The sequence below is a fragment of the Devosia oryziradicis genome, from assembly GCF_016698645.1.
Classification (GTDB): Bacteria; Pseudomonadota; Alphaproteobacteria; order Rhizobiales; family Devosiaceae; genus Devosia; species Devosia oryziradicis.
Map to the genome: position 1 here is coordinate 2,534,552 of NZ_CP068047.1, position 19,340 is coordinate 2,553,891.

18 protein-coding genes are annotated in these 19,340 nt (G+C 63.9%); 10 read left to right on the forward strand and 8 right to left on the reverse strand.

Going from position 1 to position 19,340, the window contains the following annotated elements; genetic code table 11:
* The first annotated feature begins 33 nt into the window (after nt 1–33).
* Both JI749_RS12715 and JI749_RS12720 read left to right on the forward strand, forming a co-directional pair.
* Nucleotides 34–555 carry a hypothetical protein gene (locus JI749_RS12715; RefSeq protein ID WP_201654440.1) on the forward strand — a complete coding sequence of 174 codons (522 nt, stop codon included), beginning with the start codon at nt 34–36 and terminating at the stop codon, nt 553–555.
* Between the two features lie 101 nt (nt 556–656).
* Complete coding sequence (locus tag JI749_RS12720; protein WP_201654443.1) at nt 657–1,982, forward strand: sensor domain-containing diguanylate cyclase; 1,326 nt, start codon at nt 657–659, stop codon at nt 1,980–1,982.
* Nucleotides 1,983–2,088: 106 nt separating this feature from the next.
* Here JI749_RS12720 and ssb read toward each other — a convergent pair whose 3' ends face one another.
* On the reverse strand, nt 2,089–2,613 hold the full coding sequence (gene ssb / locus JI749_RS12725; protein ID WP_201654446.1) for a single-stranded DNA-binding protein: 525 nt from the start codon (nt 2,611–2,613) through the stop codon (nt 2,089–2,091).
* A gap of 319 nt (nt 2,614–2,932) precedes the next feature.
* Between ssb and JI749_RS12730 the strand changes: the two genes are divergently transcribed.
* The 7 genes from JI749_RS12730 to JI749_RS12760 all read left to right on the forward strand — a co-directional run bounded on the left by JI749_RS12730 (nt 2,933) and on the right by JI749_RS12760 (nt 10,436).
* The gene (locus JI749_RS12730) at nt 2,933–3,577 is read left to right on the forward strand and encodes a LysE family translocator (protein WP_201654450.1); all 645 of its coding nucleotides are present in this window, start codon (nt 2,933–2,935) and stop codon (nt 3,575–3,577) included.
* A 219-nt stretch (nt 3,578–3,796) separates the two neighbouring features.
* Entirely contained in the window at nt 3,797–6,691 is a 2,895-nt protein-coding gene (uvrA, locus tag JI749_RS12735; RefSeq protein ID WP_201654453.1) for an excinuclease ABC subunit UvrA, read from the forward strand.
* Nucleotides 6,692–7,318: 627 nt separating this feature from the next.
* On the forward strand, nt 7,319–7,471 hold the full coding sequence (locus tag JI749_RS12740; protein WP_201654456.1) for a hypothetical protein: 153 nt from the start codon (nt 7,319–7,321) through the stop codon (nt 7,469–7,471).
* 198 nt (nt 7,472–7,669) lie between these two features.
* Nucleotides 7,670–7,819, forward strand: a complete 150-nt coding sequence (locus JI749_RS12745) for a DUF1127 domain-containing protein (RefSeq protein WP_074797262.1) — start codon at nt 7,670–7,672, stop codon at nt 7,817–7,819.
* 178 nt (nt 7,820–7,997) lie between these two features.
* Nucleotides 7,998–8,558 (forward strand): type 1 glutamine amidotransferase domain-containing protein, encoded by a 561-nt coding sequence (locus JI749_RS12750; RefSeq protein ID WP_201654459.1) that lies wholly within the window; start codon nt 7,998–8,000, stop codon nt 8,556–8,558.
* Between the two features lie 43 nt (nt 8,559–8,601).
* Nucleotides 8,602–9,987 (forward strand): methylenetetrahydrofolate--tRNA-(uracil(54)-C(5))-methyltransferase (FADH(2)-oxidizing) TrmFO, encoded by a 1,386-nt coding sequence (gene trmFO, locus JI749_RS12755; protein ID WP_407644881.1) that lies wholly within the window; start codon nt 8,602–8,604, stop codon nt 9,985–9,987.
* On the forward strand, nt 9,984–10,436 hold the full coding sequence (locus JI749_RS12760; protein WP_201654462.1) for a thioesterase domain-containing protein: 453 nt from the start codon (nt 9,984–9,986) through the stop codon (nt 10,434–10,436). The genes trmFO and JI749_RS12760 overlap by 4 nt, the downstream gene beginning before the upstream one ends.
* Here the strand turns inward: JI749_RS12760 and JI749_RS12765 are convergent.
* The 4 genes from JI749_RS12765 to yajC all read right to left on the reverse strand — a co-directional run bounded on the left by JI749_RS12765 (nt 10,433) and on the right by yajC (nt 14,635).
* Nucleotides 10,433–11,278 (reverse strand): phytoene/squalene synthase family protein, encoded by an 846-nt coding sequence (locus JI749_RS12765; protein WP_201654465.1) that lies wholly within the window; start codon nt 11,276–11,278, stop codon nt 10,433–10,435. The genes JI749_RS12760 and JI749_RS12765 overlap by 4 nt on opposite strands.
* Nucleotides 11,279–11,662: an Mth938-like domain-containing protein gene (locus JI749_RS12770; RefSeq protein ID WP_201654468.1), complete on the reverse strand. Its 384-nt coding sequence runs from the start codon at nt 11,660–11,662 to the stop codon at nt 11,279–11,281. It abuts the gene before it with no gap.
* A 12-nt stretch (nt 11,663–11,674) separates the two neighbouring features.
* The gene (secD, locus tag JI749_RS12775) at nt 11,675–14,221 is read right to left on the reverse strand and encodes a protein translocase subunit SecD (protein ID WP_201654471.1); all 2,547 of its coding nucleotides are present in this window, start codon (nt 14,219–14,221) and stop codon (nt 11,675–11,677) included.
* Nucleotides 14,222–14,284: 63 nt separating this feature from the next.
* On the reverse strand, nt 14,285–14,635 hold the full coding sequence (yajC, locus tag JI749_RS12780; protein WP_201654474.1) for a preprotein translocase subunit YajC: 351 nt from the start codon (nt 14,633–14,635) through the stop codon (nt 14,285–14,287).
* A gap of 206 nt (nt 14,636–14,841) precedes the next feature.
* On the opposite strand from yajC, the gene JI749_RS12785 reads away from it, so the two are divergent.
* Nucleotides 14,842–15,720 (forward strand): ATP-binding protein, encoded by an 879-nt coding sequence (locus JI749_RS12785; RefSeq protein ID WP_233280747.1) that lies wholly within the window; start codon nt 14,842–14,844, stop codon nt 15,718–15,720.
* Between the two features lie 55 nt (nt 15,721–15,775).
* Here the strand turns inward: JI749_RS12785 and JI749_RS12790 are convergent, their stop codons facing one another.
* The 3 genes from JI749_RS12790 to serS form a co-directional block, all read right to left on the reverse strand.
* Nucleotides 15,776–16,672, reverse strand: coding sequence for a M23 family metallopeptidase (locus JI749_RS12790; RefSeq protein WP_201654479.1), 897 nt, complete (start codon nt 16,670–16,672; stop codon nt 15,776–15,778).
* 552 nt (nt 16,673–17,224) lie between these two features.
* Nucleotides 17,225–17,989 carry a 5'/3'-nucleotidase SurE gene (gene surE, locus JI749_RS12795; RefSeq protein ID WP_201654482.1) on the reverse strand — a complete coding sequence of 255 codons (765 nt, stop codon included), beginning with the start codon at nt 17,987–17,989 and terminating at the stop codon, nt 17,225–17,227.
* Entirely contained in the window at nt 17,989–19,320 is a 1,332-nt protein-coding gene (gene serS / locus JI749_RS12800) for a serine--tRNA ligase (protein WP_201654485.1), read from the reverse strand. Before serS ends, surE begins: the two co-directional genes overlap by 1 nt.
* Nucleotides 19,321–19,340 lie beyond the last annotated feature (20 nt).

Sequence of the window (19,340 nt, forward strand, 5' to 3'; positions counted from 1 at the left end):
CAGCGGCATGATTTCAGTGGAGGTTTATTGCAGATGACCAAATTCGGACCCCTGTCGCGTGCTGTTGCCCTGGCAGGCTTGCTGGCCGCCGCCGGTACGGCGCCCGCGCTCGCGGCACCGGCCGATGTGGCCCTTTTGAAGTCCTATATCGGGGACTGGCGTGGTCGCGGCGTGCTGATCGGCGCCAATACCGAAACCGTGGTCTGCCGCATGTCGCTGACCCAGGGGAACCAGGACAAGGTCAACTATAGCGGTCGCTGCAGCCTCGCTGGCACCCAGCTTTCGGTCGCGGGCACGATGGCCTATGTCGAAGCGAACCGCCGCTTTGAAGCCGCCATGAGCTCCAACGCGACCTTTACCGGCGTGGCCGTTGGCCAGAAGCGCGGCGGCGGTCTGGTGTTCAACCTGCGCGAGCGCGACAAGGACGAAGAAGGCAAGGATCTCAACATCACCGCCCAGATCAGTCTCCAGGGCGACTCGATCCAGGTCGTCTTCGAGGTGGTGTATGTTGAGAGCGGCGACAGCCTGCGCGCCGAGGTCCCGTTCTCGCGCTAAGCCGCCCGTCGACCCAATCTGTTTTAATCTCAGTGGCTTGAGACTGAAGAAGTCTTAACCATGTGGGCGCTACCGTTCCTGCACCATTCAGGAGCGCCCTCTTGCGCAGTCTAGCCGTCGCCAACGCCCCCACCCCCGCTGCCGAAGCGTCAAAGGATTTGGCAGTGGGCCAGCGCCTGCAGCGTCTGTGCGATCTGCTTGGCGTCGCCGGGGCGAGGCTGAGCAACATTTCTGCCGATGGCCTGACGGCCATTGCCGTGGCTGGTGACCAGACGCCTGTGCCGGCGCTGGAGGCCCGCGCCCGGGCAGCGGCGCAGCCTTTGGTCATCGCCGATACGGACCAGCCGCCGATGCGCTTCTACGCCGGCATGGTGATGCCCGGCGAGGCTGACCATCCAAGCCAGTTGCTGAGCCTGTTCGATCCGCGGCCGCGCAGCCAGATGATGGCGACCACCATCGCCGCGGTGGCCGGCGAAGCGCTGGCCATGGCTGCCATCGCGCGACAGCGGCGTGTGATCGAAGCGCAGAACAAGACCATCGCTGATTTCACCGCCCTCGAGGAGCAGCGACGCACCCTGTTCGACCGGGCGTCTGCAACGGCCCGCATCGGCATCTGGCAGTGCAATCTCAGCGACGACAGCCTGCTCTGGACCAATGGCGTTTACGACCTGTTCGAAATCCCGCGAAACACACCGGTGACTCGCGAACTGGCGTTGGCCTGCTACCCTGAGCTGTCGCGCCAGCGCATGGAGGCGGCGCGTGCCCATGCCATCGCCAATTGCAGCGATTTCGCGCTCGACCTCGAGATCATCACGGTCAAGGGCAATCGCCGGTGGATGCGCCTGACGGGGGCGGTGGAAAGCCGCGACGGGGTGGCCCATCGCGTCTTCGGCATGAAGCAGGACATTACCGAGGAAAAGCTGCTGGCCGATCGCACCCGCTACCTGGCCGAGTTCGACGTGATGACGGGCCTCGCCAACCGGAGCCAGTTCCAGGCGCGCCTGGCAGAGCTGGACAGTGGCAGCGCCCAGTTTGGCGCCTTGCTGCTGGTGGACCTCGACGGCTTCAAGCAGATCAACGATACCCATGGCCACGCCGTTGGCGACGACTGTCTGCGGGAGACCGCACGGCGCCTGGTCGAATGCTGCATCGGCGCCGCGCTGGTGGCCCGCATTGGTGGCGATGAGTTTGCCGTTTTGCTCAAGGCCGATCTCCCCCGCCAGGATGGCCTAGCGCTGGCCCAGGGCATCGTGGACACGATGCGCCGCCCGGCGCTGGCGCAAGGTCGAACGCTCCGCATCAGTGCGTCCGTGGGCGTGGCGCAATATGGCGGCGGCTCGGCCGAGGAACTGTTCCACCAGGCCGATACCGCGCTCTATGCCGCCAAGGCGGCCGGTCGGGACACCAGCCGCAGCTTCGCCGCCTGAGCTCAGGCGGTGGTGGCCGTCTCGTCCTCGCTCTTGGGCCGTTAGGGTATGATTCTGTGATCTGGCGCAGGTTCGCCGCGCCGGATCACTTCATCGAGCTTTGCGCTCAGAACGGGATATCGTCGTCCATGCCGCCGGGCTCGAAGGCCGGCGCATTGGCCCGCGGTCGCTGCCCGCCGCCACCGTTGTCACGTGGGCCACGGAAACCGCCACCATTGTCGACACCGCGGAAGCCGCCATCGCTGTTGCCATAGCCGCCGCCTGCACTGTCGCCGTCGCCACGACCATCGAGCAGCGTCAGGTTCGAGTTGAAGCCCTGGAGCACCACTTCGGTGGAATACTTGTCCTGGCCCGACTGGTCCTGCCACTTGCGTGTCTGCAGCTGGCCCTCGAGATAGACCTTGCTGCCCTTGCGCAGGTAGCTCTCCGCCACGCGCGCCAGGCCTTCCGAGAAGATCACCACGCGATGCCACTCGGTTTTTTCGCGGCGCTCGCCGGTATTCTTGTCTTTCCAGTTCTCCGACGTGGCGACGCTGAGGTTCACCACCTTGCCGCCGCTGGGGAGATTGCGCACCTCGGGATCGGCGCCGAGATTGCCGACCAGGATGACCTTGTTCACGCTGCCTGCCATGGCGAATTCCTTCTTTCAATTCAGTCCCGGTCTGCTTGGTCGCGGGACGCTTACTTACATTGCGCAAGACCCCTGCCCGCCCACAGCGCGGCGCATCTGTCTGGCCTTGTCGAGATGGCCGTCATCCTAGCGCGTCCCGGTGCTCGTTGCGCGCTGGATCAGCATGTTTTGAACACCTAAGACGCCTACGGCTCCAGCTGACACGAGCAGTGTATGTTCTTGTTATGTTCTACGTCAAGCCCCGGAAATGCGTGGGCTGCTGACACGGTTTGTCAGCAGGGGTGGCCGAGAGCATCGCCTCGCGCGGGGGACGATACCGATGGACTATGCCCAGGCTCTCTGGATTTATCTCATCCTGCTCTTTGGCATAATTGTCGTGCCGGGCATGGACATGTTCTTCGTTTTGACCAACGCGCTAACCCGCGGCCGTCGCGCCGGGCTCAGCGCTGTGGCAGGCATCATGCTGGGCGGCGCTGTTCATACCTTGTTCGGCGCGGTCGCAGTCGGCCTGATGACGCAGCTGCCTGGCATGATCTTCCAGGCGATGATCGTGGTCGGGGCGGCCTATATGGCGTGGATCGGCTATACCCTTCTGCGCAGTTCCATCACGGTGGACAATATCGGCGGCGCGTCCACGCGCTCCGACTGGGTCGCCTTCCGCCAGGGGCTGGTCACATGCCTGCTCAATCCCAAGGCCTACCTCTTCGTGCTGGCGGTGTTCCCGCAATTCATGCGACCCGAATTCGGTCAGATCTGGTCGCAGGCATTGGTCATGGGACTGATGACCGTCGGGATGCAATTCCTTGTCTATGGTGCGCTGGCCCTGGCGGCCGGACGGGGCCGTGATGCCCTGGTAGGCCACCCCCAGGTCACCATCTGGATCGGGCGCGGCGCTGGCGCATTGTTCGTCGTGGTGGCGTTGTTCACCGCATGGCATGGACTGACGCAGCATGCGGGCCCTTGACCGAATCTGGATTGTTCCGCTTATGTTCCAGTTGACGAATGGTGCTTTGGCAAGTGGTCCGGGACACGCTAAGGTGACCTCACAGACGGGCCGCCATGCGGATGGACCGCTTGCGAGACGGGCCAGCCAAGCCTATCTGAATGGCTCCCCTGCTCCGATACTCCAACCCGACTTTGCCGCCGCGCCGCTTTTGCGTGCCCCCAGCCATGGACTGATATGATGACGCCAAAGCCCAGCCAGAACCGTGAGATCATTGTGCGCGGCGCCCGCGAACACAATCTCAAGGGCATCGATCTCAAGCTGCCGCGCGACAGCCTCATCGTCATGACGGGCCTGTCGGGTTCGGGCAAGTCCTCCCTAGCCTTCGATACCATCTATGCCGAAGGCCAGCGCCGCTATGTGGAGTCCCTGTCCGCCTATGCCCGCCAGTTTCTCGAAATGATGCAGAAGCCCGACGTCGAGCATATCGAGGGCCTCAGCCCCGCCATCTCCATTGAGCAGAAGACCACGTCGCGTAACCCGCGCTCTACGGTTGGCACCGTCACCGAGATCTACGATTACCTTCGCCTGCTCTTCGCGCGCGTCGGCGTGCCCTATTCGCCGGCCACGGGCCTGCCCATCGAGAGCCAGACCGTCAGCCAGATGGTCGACAAGGTGCTGGAAATGCCCGAAGGCACCCGGCTCTTCCTGCTGGCGCCGATCGCCCGCGGGCGCAAGGGCGAGTTTAAGAAGGAACTGGCCGACCTGATGCGCAAGGGCTTCCAGCGCGTCAAGATCGATGGCGAGTATCACGAGATCGAGGATGCCCCAGCGCTCGACAAGAAGTTCAAGCACGATATCGAAGTAGTGGTAGACCGCGTCGTGGTCGGGCCGGACATTTCCGGGCGCCTCGCCGAAAGCTTCGAGACGGCACTGAAGCTGGCCGAGGGCATTGCCCTGGTCGAGTTTGCCGACGAGAAGAACGAGGACAGCACGCCGCGCCAGGTCACCTTCTCGGAAAAGTTCGCCTGCCCGGTCTCCGGCTTCACCATTGCCGAGATCGAGCCGCGGCTGTTCTCGTTCAACAATCCGTTCGGCGCCTGTCCGGTCTGCGATGGCCTGGGCACCGAGCAGAAGATCGACCCCGACCAGATCGTGCCCGATACGTCGCTGTCGATCCGCGATGGTGCCATCCTGCCCTGGTCCAAGACGTCGGCGCCCTATTATCTGCAGACCCTGCAGGCGGTGCTCAAGCACCATGGCGCCTCGACCGGCACGGCCTGGTTCGACTTATCCGAAGAGGTGCAGAATGCCGTGCTCTATGGCACGGGCAAGACGCCGATCAACTTCGTCTATGACGATGGCCTGCGCCAGTACAAGACGACCAAGCCCTTCGAGGGCGTCATCGGCAACCTTGAGCGCCGCTACAAGGAAACCGAGAGCGCCGGCATGCGCGAAGAGATCGAAAAATACATGTCGGCCAAGCCCTGCATTGCCTGCGGCGGCTATCGTCTCAAGCCGGAATCGCTGGCCGTAAAGATCGATGGCCTGCATGTCGGCCAGGTCACTGAGAAGTCGATCCGTGCGGCGCAGGAATGGTTCGAGGCGCTGCCCGCCAAGTTCACGCCCAACCAGGCCCTGATCGGCGAGCGCATCCTCAAGGAAATCCGGGAACGCCTGAACTTCCTCATCGACGTCGGTCTCGACTACCTCACCATGGCGCGCAATTCGGGCACGCTGTCGGGTGGCGAGTCGCAGCGCATCCGCCTCGCCAGCCAGATCGGCTCGGGTCTCACCGGCGTGCTCTACGTGCTGGACGAGCCCAGCATCGGCCTCCATCAGCGCGATAATGCCCGCCTGCTCGAAACGCTGCAGCGGCTGCGCGACATCGGCAACACGGTCATCGTCGTCGAGCATGACGAAGACGCCATCATGACCGCCGACTACGTGGTCGATATCGGCCCCGGTGCCGGTGTGCATGGCGGCCATATCGTCGCCGAGGGCAGCCCGCAGGATGTGCTCAATCACCCTGACTCGCTGACCGGCAAGTACCTGTCGGGTCGCATGGGCATTGCCATGCCGGCCGAGCGCCGTGAGGGCAAGAAGGGCAAGGTGCTCTCCGTCAAGGGCGCCACCGGCAACAACCTCAAGAACGTCTCGGTCGACGTGCCGTTGGGCCTGTTCGTCGCCATTACCGGCGTCTCGGGTGGCGGCAAGTCCACCCTGATGATCGATACCATGTACCAGGCCATCGCCCGCCGTCTGAATGGTGCCCGCGTGGTCCCGGCCCCGCATGACTCGCTGACCGGGCTCGAATTCCTCGACAAGGTCATCGATATCGACCAGTCGCCGATCGGCCGCACGCCGCGCTCCAACCCTGCCACCTATACCGGCGCATTCACGCCCTTGCGCGAATGGTTTGCCGGCCTGCCCGAAGCCAAGACCCGCGGCTATGGCCCGGGCCGGTTCAGCTTCAACGTCAAGGGCGGCCGTTGCGAGAAATGCGAGGGCGATGGCGTCCTCAAGATCGAGATGCACTTCCTGCCCGACGTCTACGTCACCTGCGACGTCTGCAAGGGCAAGCGCTACAACCGCGAGACGCTGGAAGTGCAGTTCAAGGGCAAGTCGATCTCCGACGTGCTCGACATGACGATCGATGAAGGCGTCGACTTCTTCTCGGCCGTCCCTGTCATCCGCGACAAGTTCGCTACCCTGCAGCGGGTGGGCCTGGGCTATGTGAAGGTCGGCCAGCCGGCCAACACCCTCTCAGGCGGCGAGGCGCAGCGCGTCAAGCTCTCCAAGGAGCTCTCCAAGCGCGCTACCGGCCGCACGCTCTACATGCTCGACGAACCGACGACGGGCCTCCACTTCCACGATGTGGCGAAGCTGCTCGAAGTGCTGCACGAGCTGGTTGAAGGCGGCAACACCGTCATCGTCATCGAGCATAACCTCGAAGTCATCAAGACTGCCGACTGGGTCATCGACATGGGCCCCGAGGGCGGCGATGGCGGCGGCGAAGTGGTCGCCGTGGGCACGCCGGAAGACGTGGCGCAGAACAAGCGCTCCTATACCGGCCAGTTCCTCAAGGAAGTGATGGCCCGCCGGCCGCATTTCGCGACGCGGGCCGCGGAGTAGGTAGGGGCGACCTGACATCGCCTCCACTGATCCTTTCGGCTTTGCGCGTGTTCAGTGCGTGTTGCACACCCCCTCCCAACCTCCCCATCAAGGGGGAGGTGTCGGCCGGTGGTTGAGGCCGATGTTTGCCCACGAGTGGAGCGAGACCTCCCCCTCTGATGGGGGAGGTAGGAGGGGGTAGGGCCACGGACTCGATCCTCGGACAACGAACTTATCCCCGCCTCTAAATCCTCCGGCATACTTCCCCCATCTTCACGGCAGAGCCGGTCATGACGAGTGATGACCGTGGAGACAGCCAGGGATGGAAGGTCGCTTCCGTTGGGCGGGGGGAATTCGGCAGCTACGCTTGCGACACAGCGTGCCTGACCCGGACCCGCGAAAATCCTGGCCTGGTGGCGAGGCAAAGGTCTCACTTCCCTTCTACCAATTTCGGGGCCAGAGCCTCGCCACCGCTGCTCACTCCGGCGAGAACCGCGATCCAGGCGGGGCCTCCACACGTCCTTTGCGACAAGTTCGTGAAAATGCCATGCACGTCACGCATAATGCAGTTGACGTTTACGGCATGGCGCGAGGGCGGAAATCACCCCATCTTGGCGTCGCCATCAAAATTCCACAGGGAGCACGCCGATGTTTGTCCGTGCCGTCTGGCGCATCAAGCGCCTGGTCGACATCAAGCAGACGTTGCGGGAAATGGACGTTCCCACGACGCGTGATGCCTACCTACTGGGGCTTTCCGGCCCCGACTTCTCCAAGATGACGCGGTCGCTGTTCGACCGCTGAGCGTCCTGACCATCGCCCTTGCTGCAAGGCCACCGGATAACCATCCGGTGGCCTTTGCTTTGCCCGAAGCCTTAACCCAAGATGAACAGCCCTGGTTAAAGCCCTGCGAGAACTGCATGCCTCGTTTGACCAATGACCCACTGCTCATTTGCGAGGCGCTGCCCTAAATATGTCCTCGTAAACGAAAGGAGACTTCAAATGGACATCCGCAAGACTTTCAAGAAGTGGGCCGCCTACCAGCAGACCGTTCGTGAGCTCGCCGCTCTCGACAATCGCCAGCTCAACGATCTGGGCATCTCGCGCACCGACATCAATCGGATTGCTCGCGACCATGCTGCCGGCCTCTAATATTTGCCCGACTGAACTTTCAGAACAAGCAAATCGAACAGCCGCCTCTCTCTGAGATGCGGCTGTTTTGCTGTCTGGCGCAAAGCGTCAGTGCTCGCACAGCTTCATGGCAGGCGCCATCGTCGGAACTGCGCGACACCTCTGCCGTTGACCCGATACACACTATCGGAGTTCAGCCATGCAAAACCTGTCCGGAAAATCGATCGCCATCGTCGCCACCAACGGCTTCGAGCAGTCCGAACTTGAAGTCCCTCTGAAGACTTTGCGCGATGCCGGCGCAACCGTGCACGTCGTGTCGCTGCAAGCGGGCGAGATCAAGGGCTGGGACAAGAAGGATTGGGGCCGCGCAGTCAGCGTCGACAAGACCGTCGATGCCGTCTCGGCCAGTGATTACGATGCCATCGTCCTGCCGGGCGGTCAGATCAATCCCGATCTGCTGCGCGTCGAAACCAAGGTGCTCGATCTCATCAAGGCGTTCTGGGCACAGAAAAAGGTGGTTGCAGCGGTGTGCCACGCGCCGTGGCTGCTGGTGGAGACCGGTATCGTCAAGGGCCGGAAGGTCACCTCGTACCATTCGATCAAGACTGACGTCGTCAATGCCGGCGGCCTGTGGGAGGACAGCGAGGTCGTCTCCGACCAGGGTCTGGTCACCAGCCGCAAGCCCGACGACCTGCCCGCCTTCTGCAACAAGATCGCCGAAGAAATTCTCGAAGGCCTGCACGTCAAGCGCGCCGCCTAAACCAGCCATTGCCTCGACATGGCGGGCTTGCTATCTGCCCGTCATGTCCAATCCACAACCCATTCACATCATTGGCGGCGGTCTCGCCGGGTCCGAAGCCGCCTGGCAGGCAGCCGAAGCCGGCGCGAGCGTCATCGTCCATGAGATGCGCGGCGTAAAGGCAACCGACGCCCACAGCACCGACAGCTTTGCCGAACTGGTCTGCTCCAACAGCTTCCGCTCCGACGATCACGAACAGAACGCAGTCGGTCTGCTGCATGAGGAAATGCGCCGCTGCGGCTCGCTGATCATGCGTGCCGCCGACCAGCACAAGCTGCCCGCCGGTGGTGCGCTGGCCGTGGACCGGCACGGCTTTTCCGATGAGGTGACGCGGGCGGTGCATAACCACCCCAATATCACGGTGATCCGCGAGGAGGTCGCTGGCTGGCCGCCGGCTGAGTGGAGCAATGTGATCATTGCCAGCGGCCCGCTGACTTCCCCTGCCCTCGCCGAGGCCATCCTGGCGACGACAGGCGAGGATGCGCTGGCCTTCTTCGACGCCATCGCGCCGATCGTCCATTACGACAGCATCAACATGGACGTGGTCTGGGCCCAGTCGCGCTACGACAAGGCCGGTCCGGGCGGCACCGGCGCCGACTATCTCAACTGCCCGATGGACAAGGACCAGTATTTTGCCTTCGTCGAGGCGCTGAAGACCGCGCCGCTGCACGAATTCAAGGATTGGGAAAAGGTCCCCTATTTCGACGGCTGCCTGCCTATCGAAGTGATGGCCGAGCGCGGCGTCGAAACGCTGCGCCACGGGCCGATGAAGCCAGTGGGCCTCACCAACCCGCGCAACCCCACCGTCAAGCCCTATGCCATCGTGCAACTGCGGCAGGACAATGCGCTGGGCACGCTTTGGAACATGGTCGGCTTCCAGACCAAGATGCGCTACGGCATCCAGGCCGAAATCTTCCGCATGATCCCGGGTCTCGAAAACGCGCAGTTCGCGCGCCTTGGCGGGCTGCACCGCAATACCTTCATCAACTCGCCCAAAGTGCTGGGTCCGAACCTCAAGCTCAAGAACGATCCACGCATCCGCTTCGCCGGCCAGGTGACCGGCGTCGAGGGCTATGTCGAAAGCGCCGCCGTCGGCCTCATCACCGGCCGCCTCGCCGCGGCTGAGGCGCGGGGCGAGACGATGGCGACGCCGCCGATCACCACGGCGCTGGGCGCACTCGTCGCCCACATTACCGGCGGCCATATCGAAGCGGAGAGCTATAGTGGCGCGCGTAGCTTCCAGCCGATGAACGTGAATTTCGGCTTGTTCCCCGAAGTGGAAATCGTCAAGCCTGAGGGCGTCGGTCGCTGGCGCGGCAATGACAAGACCATTGCCAAGCGTCGCGCCATTACCTCGCGGGCGCTCGAGGATCTCAAGGCCTGGGCATGACCGAAGCCGAGCTCGAAACCTACCTGCATGACCATATCCCGCTGTCGCGGGCCATGGCGGTTCGGGTGGCTTCGATATCGGACGACAAACTTATCCTCGGCGCCCCGCTCGGGCCCAATATCAATCACCGCGACACGGTGTTCGGCGGTAGCGCCTCGGCAGTGGCGATCCTTTCCGCCTGGTCGCTGCTGCATCTGCGATTGACCGCCGCGGGCCAGCCGAGCCGCGTGGTGATCCAGCGCAACAGCATGGAATACCTGGCGCCGATCTCAGGCGACTTCACGGCAACGGCGACGCTGGGGACCGACGCCGGATGGGACGGCTTCCTTAAGCTGCTGACGCGCCGAGGCGTTGCCCGCATCACCGTCGGGGCTGAACTCGAGTACGAGGGCAAGGTCGCGGGCCGGCTTTCCGGCGAATTCGTCGCCTTCGGCAAGGACCGGCTCTAGCGGTTGCGCCAGCTCCACCAGGCCAGCCGCGCAATCTTGCCCCAGTCCGGCTCGTCAGGCGCGACGGCGAAGGGCCCAGCCGAGCGCTTGAGATAGAGCTTCAATTGCGCATCGAGCACGGTGATCGGTGCGAAGGCCGGCCTGAGCCGCGACGGCAGCGCGGCGATGGCTGAATTGGCCTTGCCTAGATGCTCGGTCGCAAGATCGCTGATCTGGCCCAGCGCCTCCACCAAGGCTTCACTGGCCCTGCCCGAAAAAATCTCATCCTCGGTCACCCCATTGGCCGCCATAATCGACCAGGGCAGTACGATGCGGCCCTGGGAGGAGACATAGCCAAATGACCGCAGATGCCCGATCATCGCATGGGCCACGCCCAGATGCCCCGCGGCATCGCCGGTTTCGACGGTCTCGCCATCGTTGAGGATCATCGCTGCGAGCTGATAGAGCGTCGAAACGGTCTCGCCCGCATAGCCCTCGAAGCTCTCAAGATCGGGCATCGGATCGTCATAGAGATCGAAGCGCCGGGCGCCGATCAGGCGCAGCAGCGTCCCCGCCGGAATGTTGTAGCGCTCGATCGTATCGAGCAGCGCGTCGGCCACCGGATTCTGGCGTACCGCGCCGTGCCCCTCGCCCTCGAGCGCATCGCTCCACCACTGCAGGCGTATCTCGCCTGGCGCCGGATCGGACACCCGTTCGCGGATGGAGGCCACGTCGGCGTTGAACGCGTAGAGCGCCGTCACGGCATCACGATGCGCTCCGGTCAGGACCAGCGTCGAAAGGTAACGGTCGCGATCGCCCTGGCGCAGGGCCTCGGCTGCATGGGCAAAACTGGCCTCGGCCATTCAGCGCACCTTGTCGACGGCGATGAGGGCGGCCGCGACCGCCCGCTCCTCGGCCAGCAGCACGTTGTAGGTGCGGATGGCACTGCCGGTATTGACCGCCTCGACGATCACCTTGCGCTCCCGCAGGGCGTCGCGCAGCTCGCGCGGAATGGCCGCGATGTCCGGGCCCAGCCCGATCAGCAGCACGTCGATGTCGTCGGCAACCGCGAAGACCGGCGCCAGCGTTTCGGCCGTGATCTCGGCAAACGTCGTCACGTCCCAGGCAAACATGCCCTTGGGCAGGCAGAGCAGCGACCCACGATGGGAGACCCCCGCGAAGCGGAAGCCCCCGTTGCCATAGGCGTCGATGCCAACCTGCCGCGGATAGTGTGGCGTGTCGGTCAAGCCGCCCTCCGCCTAGACCGAAGCCCCGTCAGCCGTCTTGGCCACCGCGGCATCCTCCTCGGACTTCGACTTGAGGCCGAAGTTGATCAGGATCGGGCCGTTGACGATGATCGACGAATACATGCCGACAAGGCAGCCGAAGGTCATGGCGATGGTGAAGCTGCGGATGACTTCGCCACCGAACAGCACCAGCGGGATCAGCGCCAGGAACACCGTGAACTGGGTCAGCGAGGTGCGCACGATGGTCTGGTTGATCGAGAGGTCAATCAGCTCGGGCAGCGGCATCTTGCGATGCTTGCGCAAATTCTCACGCACACGGTCGGACACCACCACGGTCTCGTTCAAACTGAGACCAACCAATGTGAGCACCGCCGCAATGGATGTCAGGTTGAACTCGAGCCCCGTTATCGAGAACAGGCCGATCGTCATGATGATATCGTGCGACGTGGTGACCACGGCGGCCAGCGCGAACTGCCACTCGAAGCGGAACCAGATGTAGATCAGGATCGCGCCGAGCGCGACGATGACGGCAATGGTGCCTTTCCACGCCAGTTCACCCGAGACGGTACCGCTGACAGCTTCGGTGCTGCGGATCGTGTAGTTCTCGGTGGCGAGCGCGTCGCGGACCTTGGTGACGGCGACCTGGTCGGCGTCCTGGCCGCCCTCCTGCGCCTGCACACGCACGAGCACATCCTCGGGCGTGCCGAAACCCTGCACCTGCACTTCGCCCAGGTCGAGCCCGTCGAGGAGTTCACGCACCTGGCCGACATCGGCCGGGCCACCTTCATGCTGGATGACGATGGCGGTGCCGCCGACGAAGTCGATGCCGAGATTGAAGCCCTTGAAATAGGCCGACCCGACGGAGAGCAGGCTCGCCACGATCGAGAAGGCGATCACGTAGCGGCTGATCTTCATGAACGGGATCTTGGTGCCGTCCGGGATGAAGCGGAAATGCTGGATCTTGAGCGTCTTGGGCCGCACCCGGCGGAACCAGGCATGCACCTGGTAGGAGGTGACGGTATAGGACGTGAAGAGCGAGGTCAGGATGCCGAGTGCCAGGGTCACCGCGAAGCCCTGCACCGGGCCCGAGCCCAGGAAATAGAGCACGATGGCGGCAATGAGCTGGGTCAGGTGGGAGTCGACGATCGTGCCCCAGGCGCGCTCGAAGCCCGCCTGGATCGACTGGATCGCCGATTTGCCGGCGCGCTGTTCTTCGCGCATGCGCTCATAGATCAGCACGTTGGCATCCACCGCCATGCCGATGGTCAGCACGATACCTGCGATGCCCGGCAGCGTCAGCGTGGCCCCCAGCATGGAAAGGGCGCCGAAAATCAGGATGATGTTGAGCACCAGCGAGACGTTGGCGAACACACCCCACAGGCCATAGGCAGCCACCATGAAGGCGACCACCAGCACGGCGGCAATCACGCCGGCGGTGAGGCCATTGCGGATAGAGTCCGCACCCAGGCTGGCATCAACCGTGCGCTCCTCGACCACATCGAGCGAAGCCGGCAGGGCGCCGGCACGCAGCAGCACCGCGAGGTCGTTGGCCGACGAAGTGGTGAAATTGCCGCTGATCTGGCCCGAGCCGCCGGTGATCGGCTGCTGAATAACGGGTGCCGTGATGACCTGGTCGTCGAGCACGATGGCGAAGCGCTTGCCCACATTGGCGCCGGTGATCTGGCCGAAGGTGATGGCGCCGCGCGTATCGAACTTGAAGCTGACCACGGGCATGGCGCGCTGCTGGTCATAGCTCGGCTGTGCGTCCACCAGCGACTCGCCGCCCAGGGCGATGTCTTCATAAAGCAGCTCGGAGCCGCCATCCTGGCTGGGCAGGATCATGGTGCCTGCCGGCAGGCCCTGGGCCTGTGCCTGTGCGGCGGTCATGCCGGGATAGACCATGTGGAAGGTCAGGCGCGCTGTCCGCGAGATGATGTCCTTCAGTCGCTGGCTGTCGCCAAAGCCAGGCACCTGCACCAGCACGCGGTTGGTGCCCTGCCGCTGGATCGACGGTTCGGTCGTGCCCAGTTCGTCGACGCGCTTGCGGATCACTTCGATCGACTGCGCCACCAGTGCCGACATGCGCTGCTCGACACCTTCCGGCGTCAGCGTGACGGTCAGCTTGCCGTCGGCCGTCTCGCCGAAAGCCAGCTCGTTCACGCCGCCCACGGCGAGCAGCGAATTGCTGATGGTGTTCTGCAGGCCCGCAATGGCCGTGCGCGCTGCTTCCTTCTGGGTAGGATCGGTCAGTTCGACCGTCAGCGTCTTGGTCGCTTCGTCGGTGGTGATCAGGTTGCCGATGCCGTTTTCGTTGGCCAGCGTATTGCGCACATCGCGGCGCAACGACTGCAGGCGCTCGGTAACGATGCCGCTTTCGTTGACCTGCAGCAGCAGATGCGAGCCGCCCTGCAGGTCGAGACCGAGAACCACCGTCTGCCTGGGCAGGAAGCCCGGCCAGTTGTCGCGCACATTCTGCGGCAGGAAACTGGGGATCGTGAACAGGATGCCCAGGATGGCCACGAGGGCGATGATGGCGGTACGGATCGGCGAAGACTGCATGAAAGTCGTCCTGAAAGCAGAAAACCGGAGCCCTTGGGCTCCGGCATCGGTCGGGCTATGCCCTTAGGCTGGTTTGTTGTCGTTGACCGGCTCGCCCTTGGAGCGAACATCGGCGACCATGCCGCGCACCAGCTTCACCTTGACGCCGGAAGCGATCTCGACCTCGAGATCCTCGCCGTCGACAGCCTTGGTCACCTTGCCCACGATACCGCCGGTGGTGACGACCGTGTCGCCGCGCTTGATGGCGGCCAGCATGGCCTGCTGCGCCTTGAGGCGCTTCTGCTGCGGGCGGAAGATCAGGAACCAGAAGATCACCACCAGGAGCAGGATGGGGAACATCTGGATGAGGATGTCGTTCATGCCACCGGCGGGGGCGGCACCGGCTGCCTGGGCGTAGGCGGGCGTTACAAACATGAGGCGGGGCTCCTAATCGTTCTTCTTGGCTTGTGGAGGGGCGGCGCCAGGTTCCAGCATCAACGGTGCGACGCTAGTGGACGCATATGGGGTTGGTTGCACTTGCACCCCGGTCAAAATCGCGCGGACTATACATTTGCCCCCCTGTGATTGCAAAGCCATTCAGAGGGCCGCAAATTGCCGCGCCGACCATAGGAATCCCAGTCTTGAGCACCAAAGATCACCTCGCACAGATCGCTGCCACCCTTGCGGAAATTTCCAATTCGCTCAGGGCTTTGGCACCAGCTTCGAATGCATCGATTCCGGTGCTCGGCGATGCCGATGCCTATCATTGGGACGGCGATGCCGCGGTTTTGATCGCGGTGTCCAAGGTGGCCAAGGTGCCCCTGGCCATGCTCAAGGGTATCGATTCCGTGCAGGACATACTGTTGCGGAATACCGAGCAGTTTGCCCGCGGACATGGCGCCAACAACGCGCTGCTCTGGGGCGCGCGGGGGATGGGCAAGTCCTCGCTGGTCAAGGCCATCCACGGCGACATTGCCGAGCGCCGGGCGGAGGGGTTCCAGCGGCTGGTGCTGATCGAGATTGCCCGGGAGGACCTCGAGACCCTCCCTGCCCTGATGCGGCGCATCGGCGGCGAGACGGCCCGCTTCATCGTCTTCTGCGATGACCTCAGCTTCGACAACGGCGAGACCAGCTACAAGTCGCTCAAGACCATCCTCGATGGCGGGCTCGAGGGGAGACCGGAAAACGTGCTGTTCTATGCAACGTCCAACCGCCGGCACCTGATGCCGCGCGACATGATCGAGAACGAGCGCTCGACGGCGATCAACCCCGGCGAGGCGGTGGAGGAGAAGGTGTCGCTGTCAGATCGGTTCGGGTTGTGGCTGGGCTTTCACAACTGCGACCAACCCACCTTCCTGACCATGGTCCGTGCCTATGCGGATCACTACGGTCTCAGCATAGACGACGAGACGCTGAAGGCCAGGGCCATCGAGTGGTCGGCAACACGCGGCGCGCGCTCCGGCCGCGTCGCGATCCAACTGGTGCGCACGCTGGCGGGCGAACTCGGCAAGGCAATCTAGTCCACAAACAAAAACCCCCGCTTGCGCGGGGGCCTTCGCCTAGTTTGCCTGTGTATCAACCGGCCAGGAGCGGGACCGGATCGACCGGCGTCGCGCCCTTGCGCAGTTCGAAATGCAGCTGTGGCTTAGTCACCGAGCCGGTCATGCCGGCGGCGCCGATGGTGTCGCCGCGACCGACGACAGCGCCCTTGGCGACGTTCATCGACTGCAGGTGGGCATAGGCCGAGACGTAGCCGTTGGGGTGGCGGATCAGAATGAGGTTGCCGTAGCCTTCAACGCCGGAGCCGACATAGATCACGGTGCCGTTCTCTGCAGCCTTGACCGCAGAGCCTTCCGGCACCTCGATATTGATGCCGGTGCCCTTGGACGAGGCGAAGTCGACCATGACGCGGCCGCTGACCGGCCAACGGAACTTGTCGCTGCCGGACATTGCAGGCTCGGCGGCGGGTGCGGTGGCAACCTGGGTCGGTGCGGCCTGAACCGGGGCAGCCGCCGGGGTTGCGGCCGGCGCGGGTGTTGCAGCGGGGGCCACGACAGGCGCGGCTGCCTGGAGGGCGTTGGGCGCGGCCTGCGGCAGGGTCTGCTGGGCCGGTGCCGGCGCAGCCATCGGCGTGGCGCTCGCCACCTGAGTGGTCGGAGCCTTGGTGGCCAGAAGATCGGCACGACCGGGGATGATCACCTTCTGCCCAACCACGATCTTGTCGGGCGACGAAAGGTTGTTGGCCTGGACGATGGCCTGCGTGGTCACCTCATAGCGACGGGCGATCGTATAGAGCGACTCCCCGCTGGCGATGGTGTGGGTAAAGGCATTTGCCGGAGCCGCGCCCGGCAGGGTTGGCGCGGCAGGGGCGACCGCGGCAAGCGCGGGCACCGAATTGTTGGTCGGCAGGCTGCCGAGGGCAGCGGGAGAGGGCATCGGGGCGGCCGAGGCGAGAGCGGGCTGTGCTTGCATGGCGGGGAGGGATCCCTGAGGAGACGAGTTACTCAGTACAGGAAGGTCTTGGGACTGGACGGACGGCATAGCGCTGGCCGTTGCCATCGGCTGGTTCCAGGCCGGCTGGGACGGCTGGTTCCAGGCAGGTTGAGTGGCAGCGGTCGCGGGGGTGTTCCAGCCACCGCCCACATTGGCGGGCGGTAAGAACTGGCTCTCGGCTGTCATGTTCTGGGGTGCACCCAGGCTCGCCGGCATGGGCTGGCTATAGCTGGCGGGCGAGCTTTGTGGCAGGGAACTGGTGGTCGTAGGGTCGCCGAAGGTCCGGCTACCGAGACTGGAACAGCCTGACAGTGCGACGGCGGCGGTCACCAGACCAGCCATTGCCATGGCACCTTTGGGCGCCCGACGGGATACGCGGATACTCATCAGCTTACTCGTACGCAGGTACTCAACACGAGTTTGAAACTAAGCGGGTAAGGTAAAGACGAGTTTAAAACCGATGCGATTTGAGCAAAATCGTGAGGGCGGGATTCTGGATTGAGTAAGGTTAAGATCGGCGGGACGATCGCACTAGAGCGAGAGCGTCCCGCGCAAGCGTTCCACCGCGGCCAAATCGGTCTGCTGGAGGAGCATCGGCGTCACCGTGACATAGCCGTCGCGGCGCAGCACTTCGAAATCAGCATCGCGATCCAGTGGCATTGGCGTTTCGGGAATTGCGATGAAGAACTTGCCGGCGTTGTCGCTGGGGTAATACCGGAAGGGAGAGCGCGAGAAGCGCTGGTGCGGTACCACCGAAATACCCTTGGTCTCGTCTGGATGGCAGAACGGAAAATTGACGTTGTAGTAGGCGCCGCGCTGCGCAACTCCGATCACCGCGCGCGCTGCGGCCACGCCGTGACGGATGGCGTTGGACCAGTCCACCTCCCGGCCGAACTCGTAGTTGACGCCTTGGCTCATGGCGATGCCGATAGCGCCCTGCAGGGCCCCCTCCCTGGCGCCGGCTGCCGTTCCTGAGGCGTTGATGATGTCGCCCAGGTTCTGGCCGGCATTGACGCCGGAGAGGACCACGTCGGCGGGCCGGTCACCCAGAAGGTGGGTCATGCCCGCGACCACGCAGTCGGCGGGCGAACCACCGATCACGGCAAAGGTGCGATCGGTGCGCCTGTCGATTTCCAGTTCACGGCCAAGTGTGAAGCGGTGCCCTGCCCCAGACTGGTTGCCATCGGGCGCGACGATCCAGACGTCTTCAGTCAGGGCCCGCGCAATATCGGCCATGATGGCGATGCCGGGCGCATCCACACCATCATCATTGGTGATGAGGATGCGCAGGCTCATCAGCGGCCGCCGATGGACTTGAGGCCGCCCATATAGGGCTGGAGCACCTCCGGCACGAGGACGGAACCGTCCTCCTGCTGGTAGTTCTCCATCACGGCGATCAGGCAGCGCCCAACGGCCGTGCCGGAGCCGTTCAGCGTATGGACGAAGCGCGGCGCCTGCTTTTCGCCGGACGGGCGATAACGCGCATCCATGCGACGGGCCTGGAAGTCGCCGCAGACCGAGACCGAGGAGATTTCCCGATAGGTGTCCTGGCCGGGCAGCCAGACTTCGAGGTCATAGGTCTTCTTGGCGCCGAAGCCGATATCGCCGGTGCACAGATTCATGACGCGGTAGTGGAGACCCAGGCGTTGCAGCACCGTCTCGGCACAGGCCAGCATGCGCTCGTGCTCATCCACCGAAGTCTCGGGCGTGGTGATGGACACCAGTTCGACCTTGTTGAACTGATGCTGGCGCAGCATGCCGCGGGTATCGCGGCCCGCCGAGCCGGCTTCGGAGCGGAAGCACGGGGTCAGCGCGGTCAGGCGCAACGGAAGTTCCTCCTCGGCCACGATGGATTCGCGGACGAAGTTGGTCAGCGGCACTTCCGCAGTCGGGATCAGCGCCAACCGGCTATCGCCATGCGGCGTGAAGAAAAGGTCCTCCTCGAACTTGGGCAGCTGATTGGTGCCGAAGAGGGCATCGTCCCTGACCAGCAGCGGTGGCTGGACTTCGGTGTAACCGTGCTCCGTAGTGTGCAGGTCCAGCATGAATTGGCCAATCGCGCGTTCCAGCCGGGCCACCTGCCCCTTGAGCACGACAAAGCGGCTGCCGGAGAGTTTGGCGGCGACTTCGAAATCCATGTCGCCGCGCGCCGCGACGCCGATCTCATAGTGCTCCTTGGGGGCGAACGAAAACGCCGGCCGCGGGGCGCGGACCTTGGCGGCCGTCTCAGGCGAGCCGTTGCGGCCGAAATACTCGACATTGCCGGTTTCGTCGCTGCCGTCAGGTACATCCTCGAACACCAGGTTGGGGATCACCGACAGGGCATTGCGCAGTTCAAGCTCGATGGCGCGTTCGTCCGCCTCGCCCTGCGGGATGAAATCCTTGAGGCGCGCGACTTCGGCCATCAGCTCGGCGGCCTTGACCTCGTCCTTCTGGGCCTTGGCCTGGCCGATCTGCTTGGACAGCGCATTGCGCTTCTCCTGCGCCTCGTTGAGGCGAACAATGATGTCGCGACGCCGGTCATCGATGGCAAGCAGATCGGAGGAGCGGACCGAGATCCCCTTGCGCCGCGAAACGGCGGCGTCGAAGGCTTCGGCGTTGGCTCTGATCCACTTGATATCGAACATCGGTTGCTACGGGTCCCTGC

Excerpts from the sequence above, each read along its gene's own strand:
- JI749_RS12765 (WP_201654465.1), bottom strand. The coding sequence starts at position 11,278 with ATGGCCGAGGCCAGTTTTGCCCATGCAGCCGAGGCCCTGCGCCAGGGC.
- JI749_RS12745 (WP_074797262.1), top strand. The coding sequence starts at position 7,670 with ATGGACATCCGCAAGACTTTCAAGAAGTGGGCCGCCTACCAGCAGACC.
- ssb (WP_201654446.1), bottom strand. The coding sequence starts at position 2,613 with ATGGCAGGCAGCGTGAACAAGGTCATCCTGGTCGGCAATCTCGGCGCC.
- JI749_RS12730 (WP_201654450.1), top strand. The coding sequence starts at position 2,933 with ATGGACTATGCCCAGGCTCTCTGGATTTATCTCATCCTGCTCTTTGGC.
- yajC (WP_201654474.1), bottom strand. The coding sequence starts at position 14,635 with ATGTTTGTAACGCCCGCCTACGCCCAGGCAGCCGGTGCCGCCCCCGCC.
- JI749_RS12715 (WP_201654440.1), top strand. The coding sequence starts at position 34 with ATGACCAAATTCGGACCCCTGTCGCGTGCTGTTGCCCTGGCAGGCTTG.
- JI749_RS12760 (WP_201654462.1), top strand. The coding sequence starts at position 9,984 with ATGACCGAAGCCGAGCTCGAAACCTACCTGCATGACCATATCCCGCTG.
- trmFO (WP_407644881.1), top strand. The coding sequence starts at position 8,602 with ATGTCCAATCCACAACCCATTCACATCATTGGCGGCGGTCTCGCCGGG.
- secD (WP_201654471.1), bottom strand. The coding sequence starts at position 14,221 with ATGCAGTCTTCGCCGATCCGTACCGCCATCATCGCCCTCGTGGCCATC.
- surE (WP_201654482.1), bottom strand. The coding sequence starts at position 17,989 with ATGAGCCTGCGCATCCTCATCACCAATGATGATGGTGTGGATGCGCCC.
- uvrA (WP_201654453.1), top strand. The coding sequence starts at position 3,797 with ATGACGCCAAAGCCCAGCCAGAACCGTGAGATCATTGTGCGCGGCGCC.
- JI749_RS12740 (WP_201654456.1), top strand. The coding sequence starts at position 7,319 with ATGTTTGTCCGTGCCGTCTGGCGCATCAAGCGCCTGGTCGACATCAAG.
- JI749_RS12750 (WP_201654459.1), top strand. The coding sequence starts at position 7,998 with ATGCAAAACCTGTCCGGAAAATCGATCGCCATCGTCGCCACCAACGGC.
- serS (WP_201654485.1), bottom strand. The coding sequence starts at position 19,320 with ATGTTCGATATCAAGTGGATCAGAGCCAACGCCGAAGCCTTCGACGCC.
- JI749_RS12790 (WP_201654479.1), bottom strand. The coding sequence starts at position 16,672 with ATGCAAGCACAGCCCGCTCTCGCCTCGGCCGCCCCGATGCCCTCTCCC.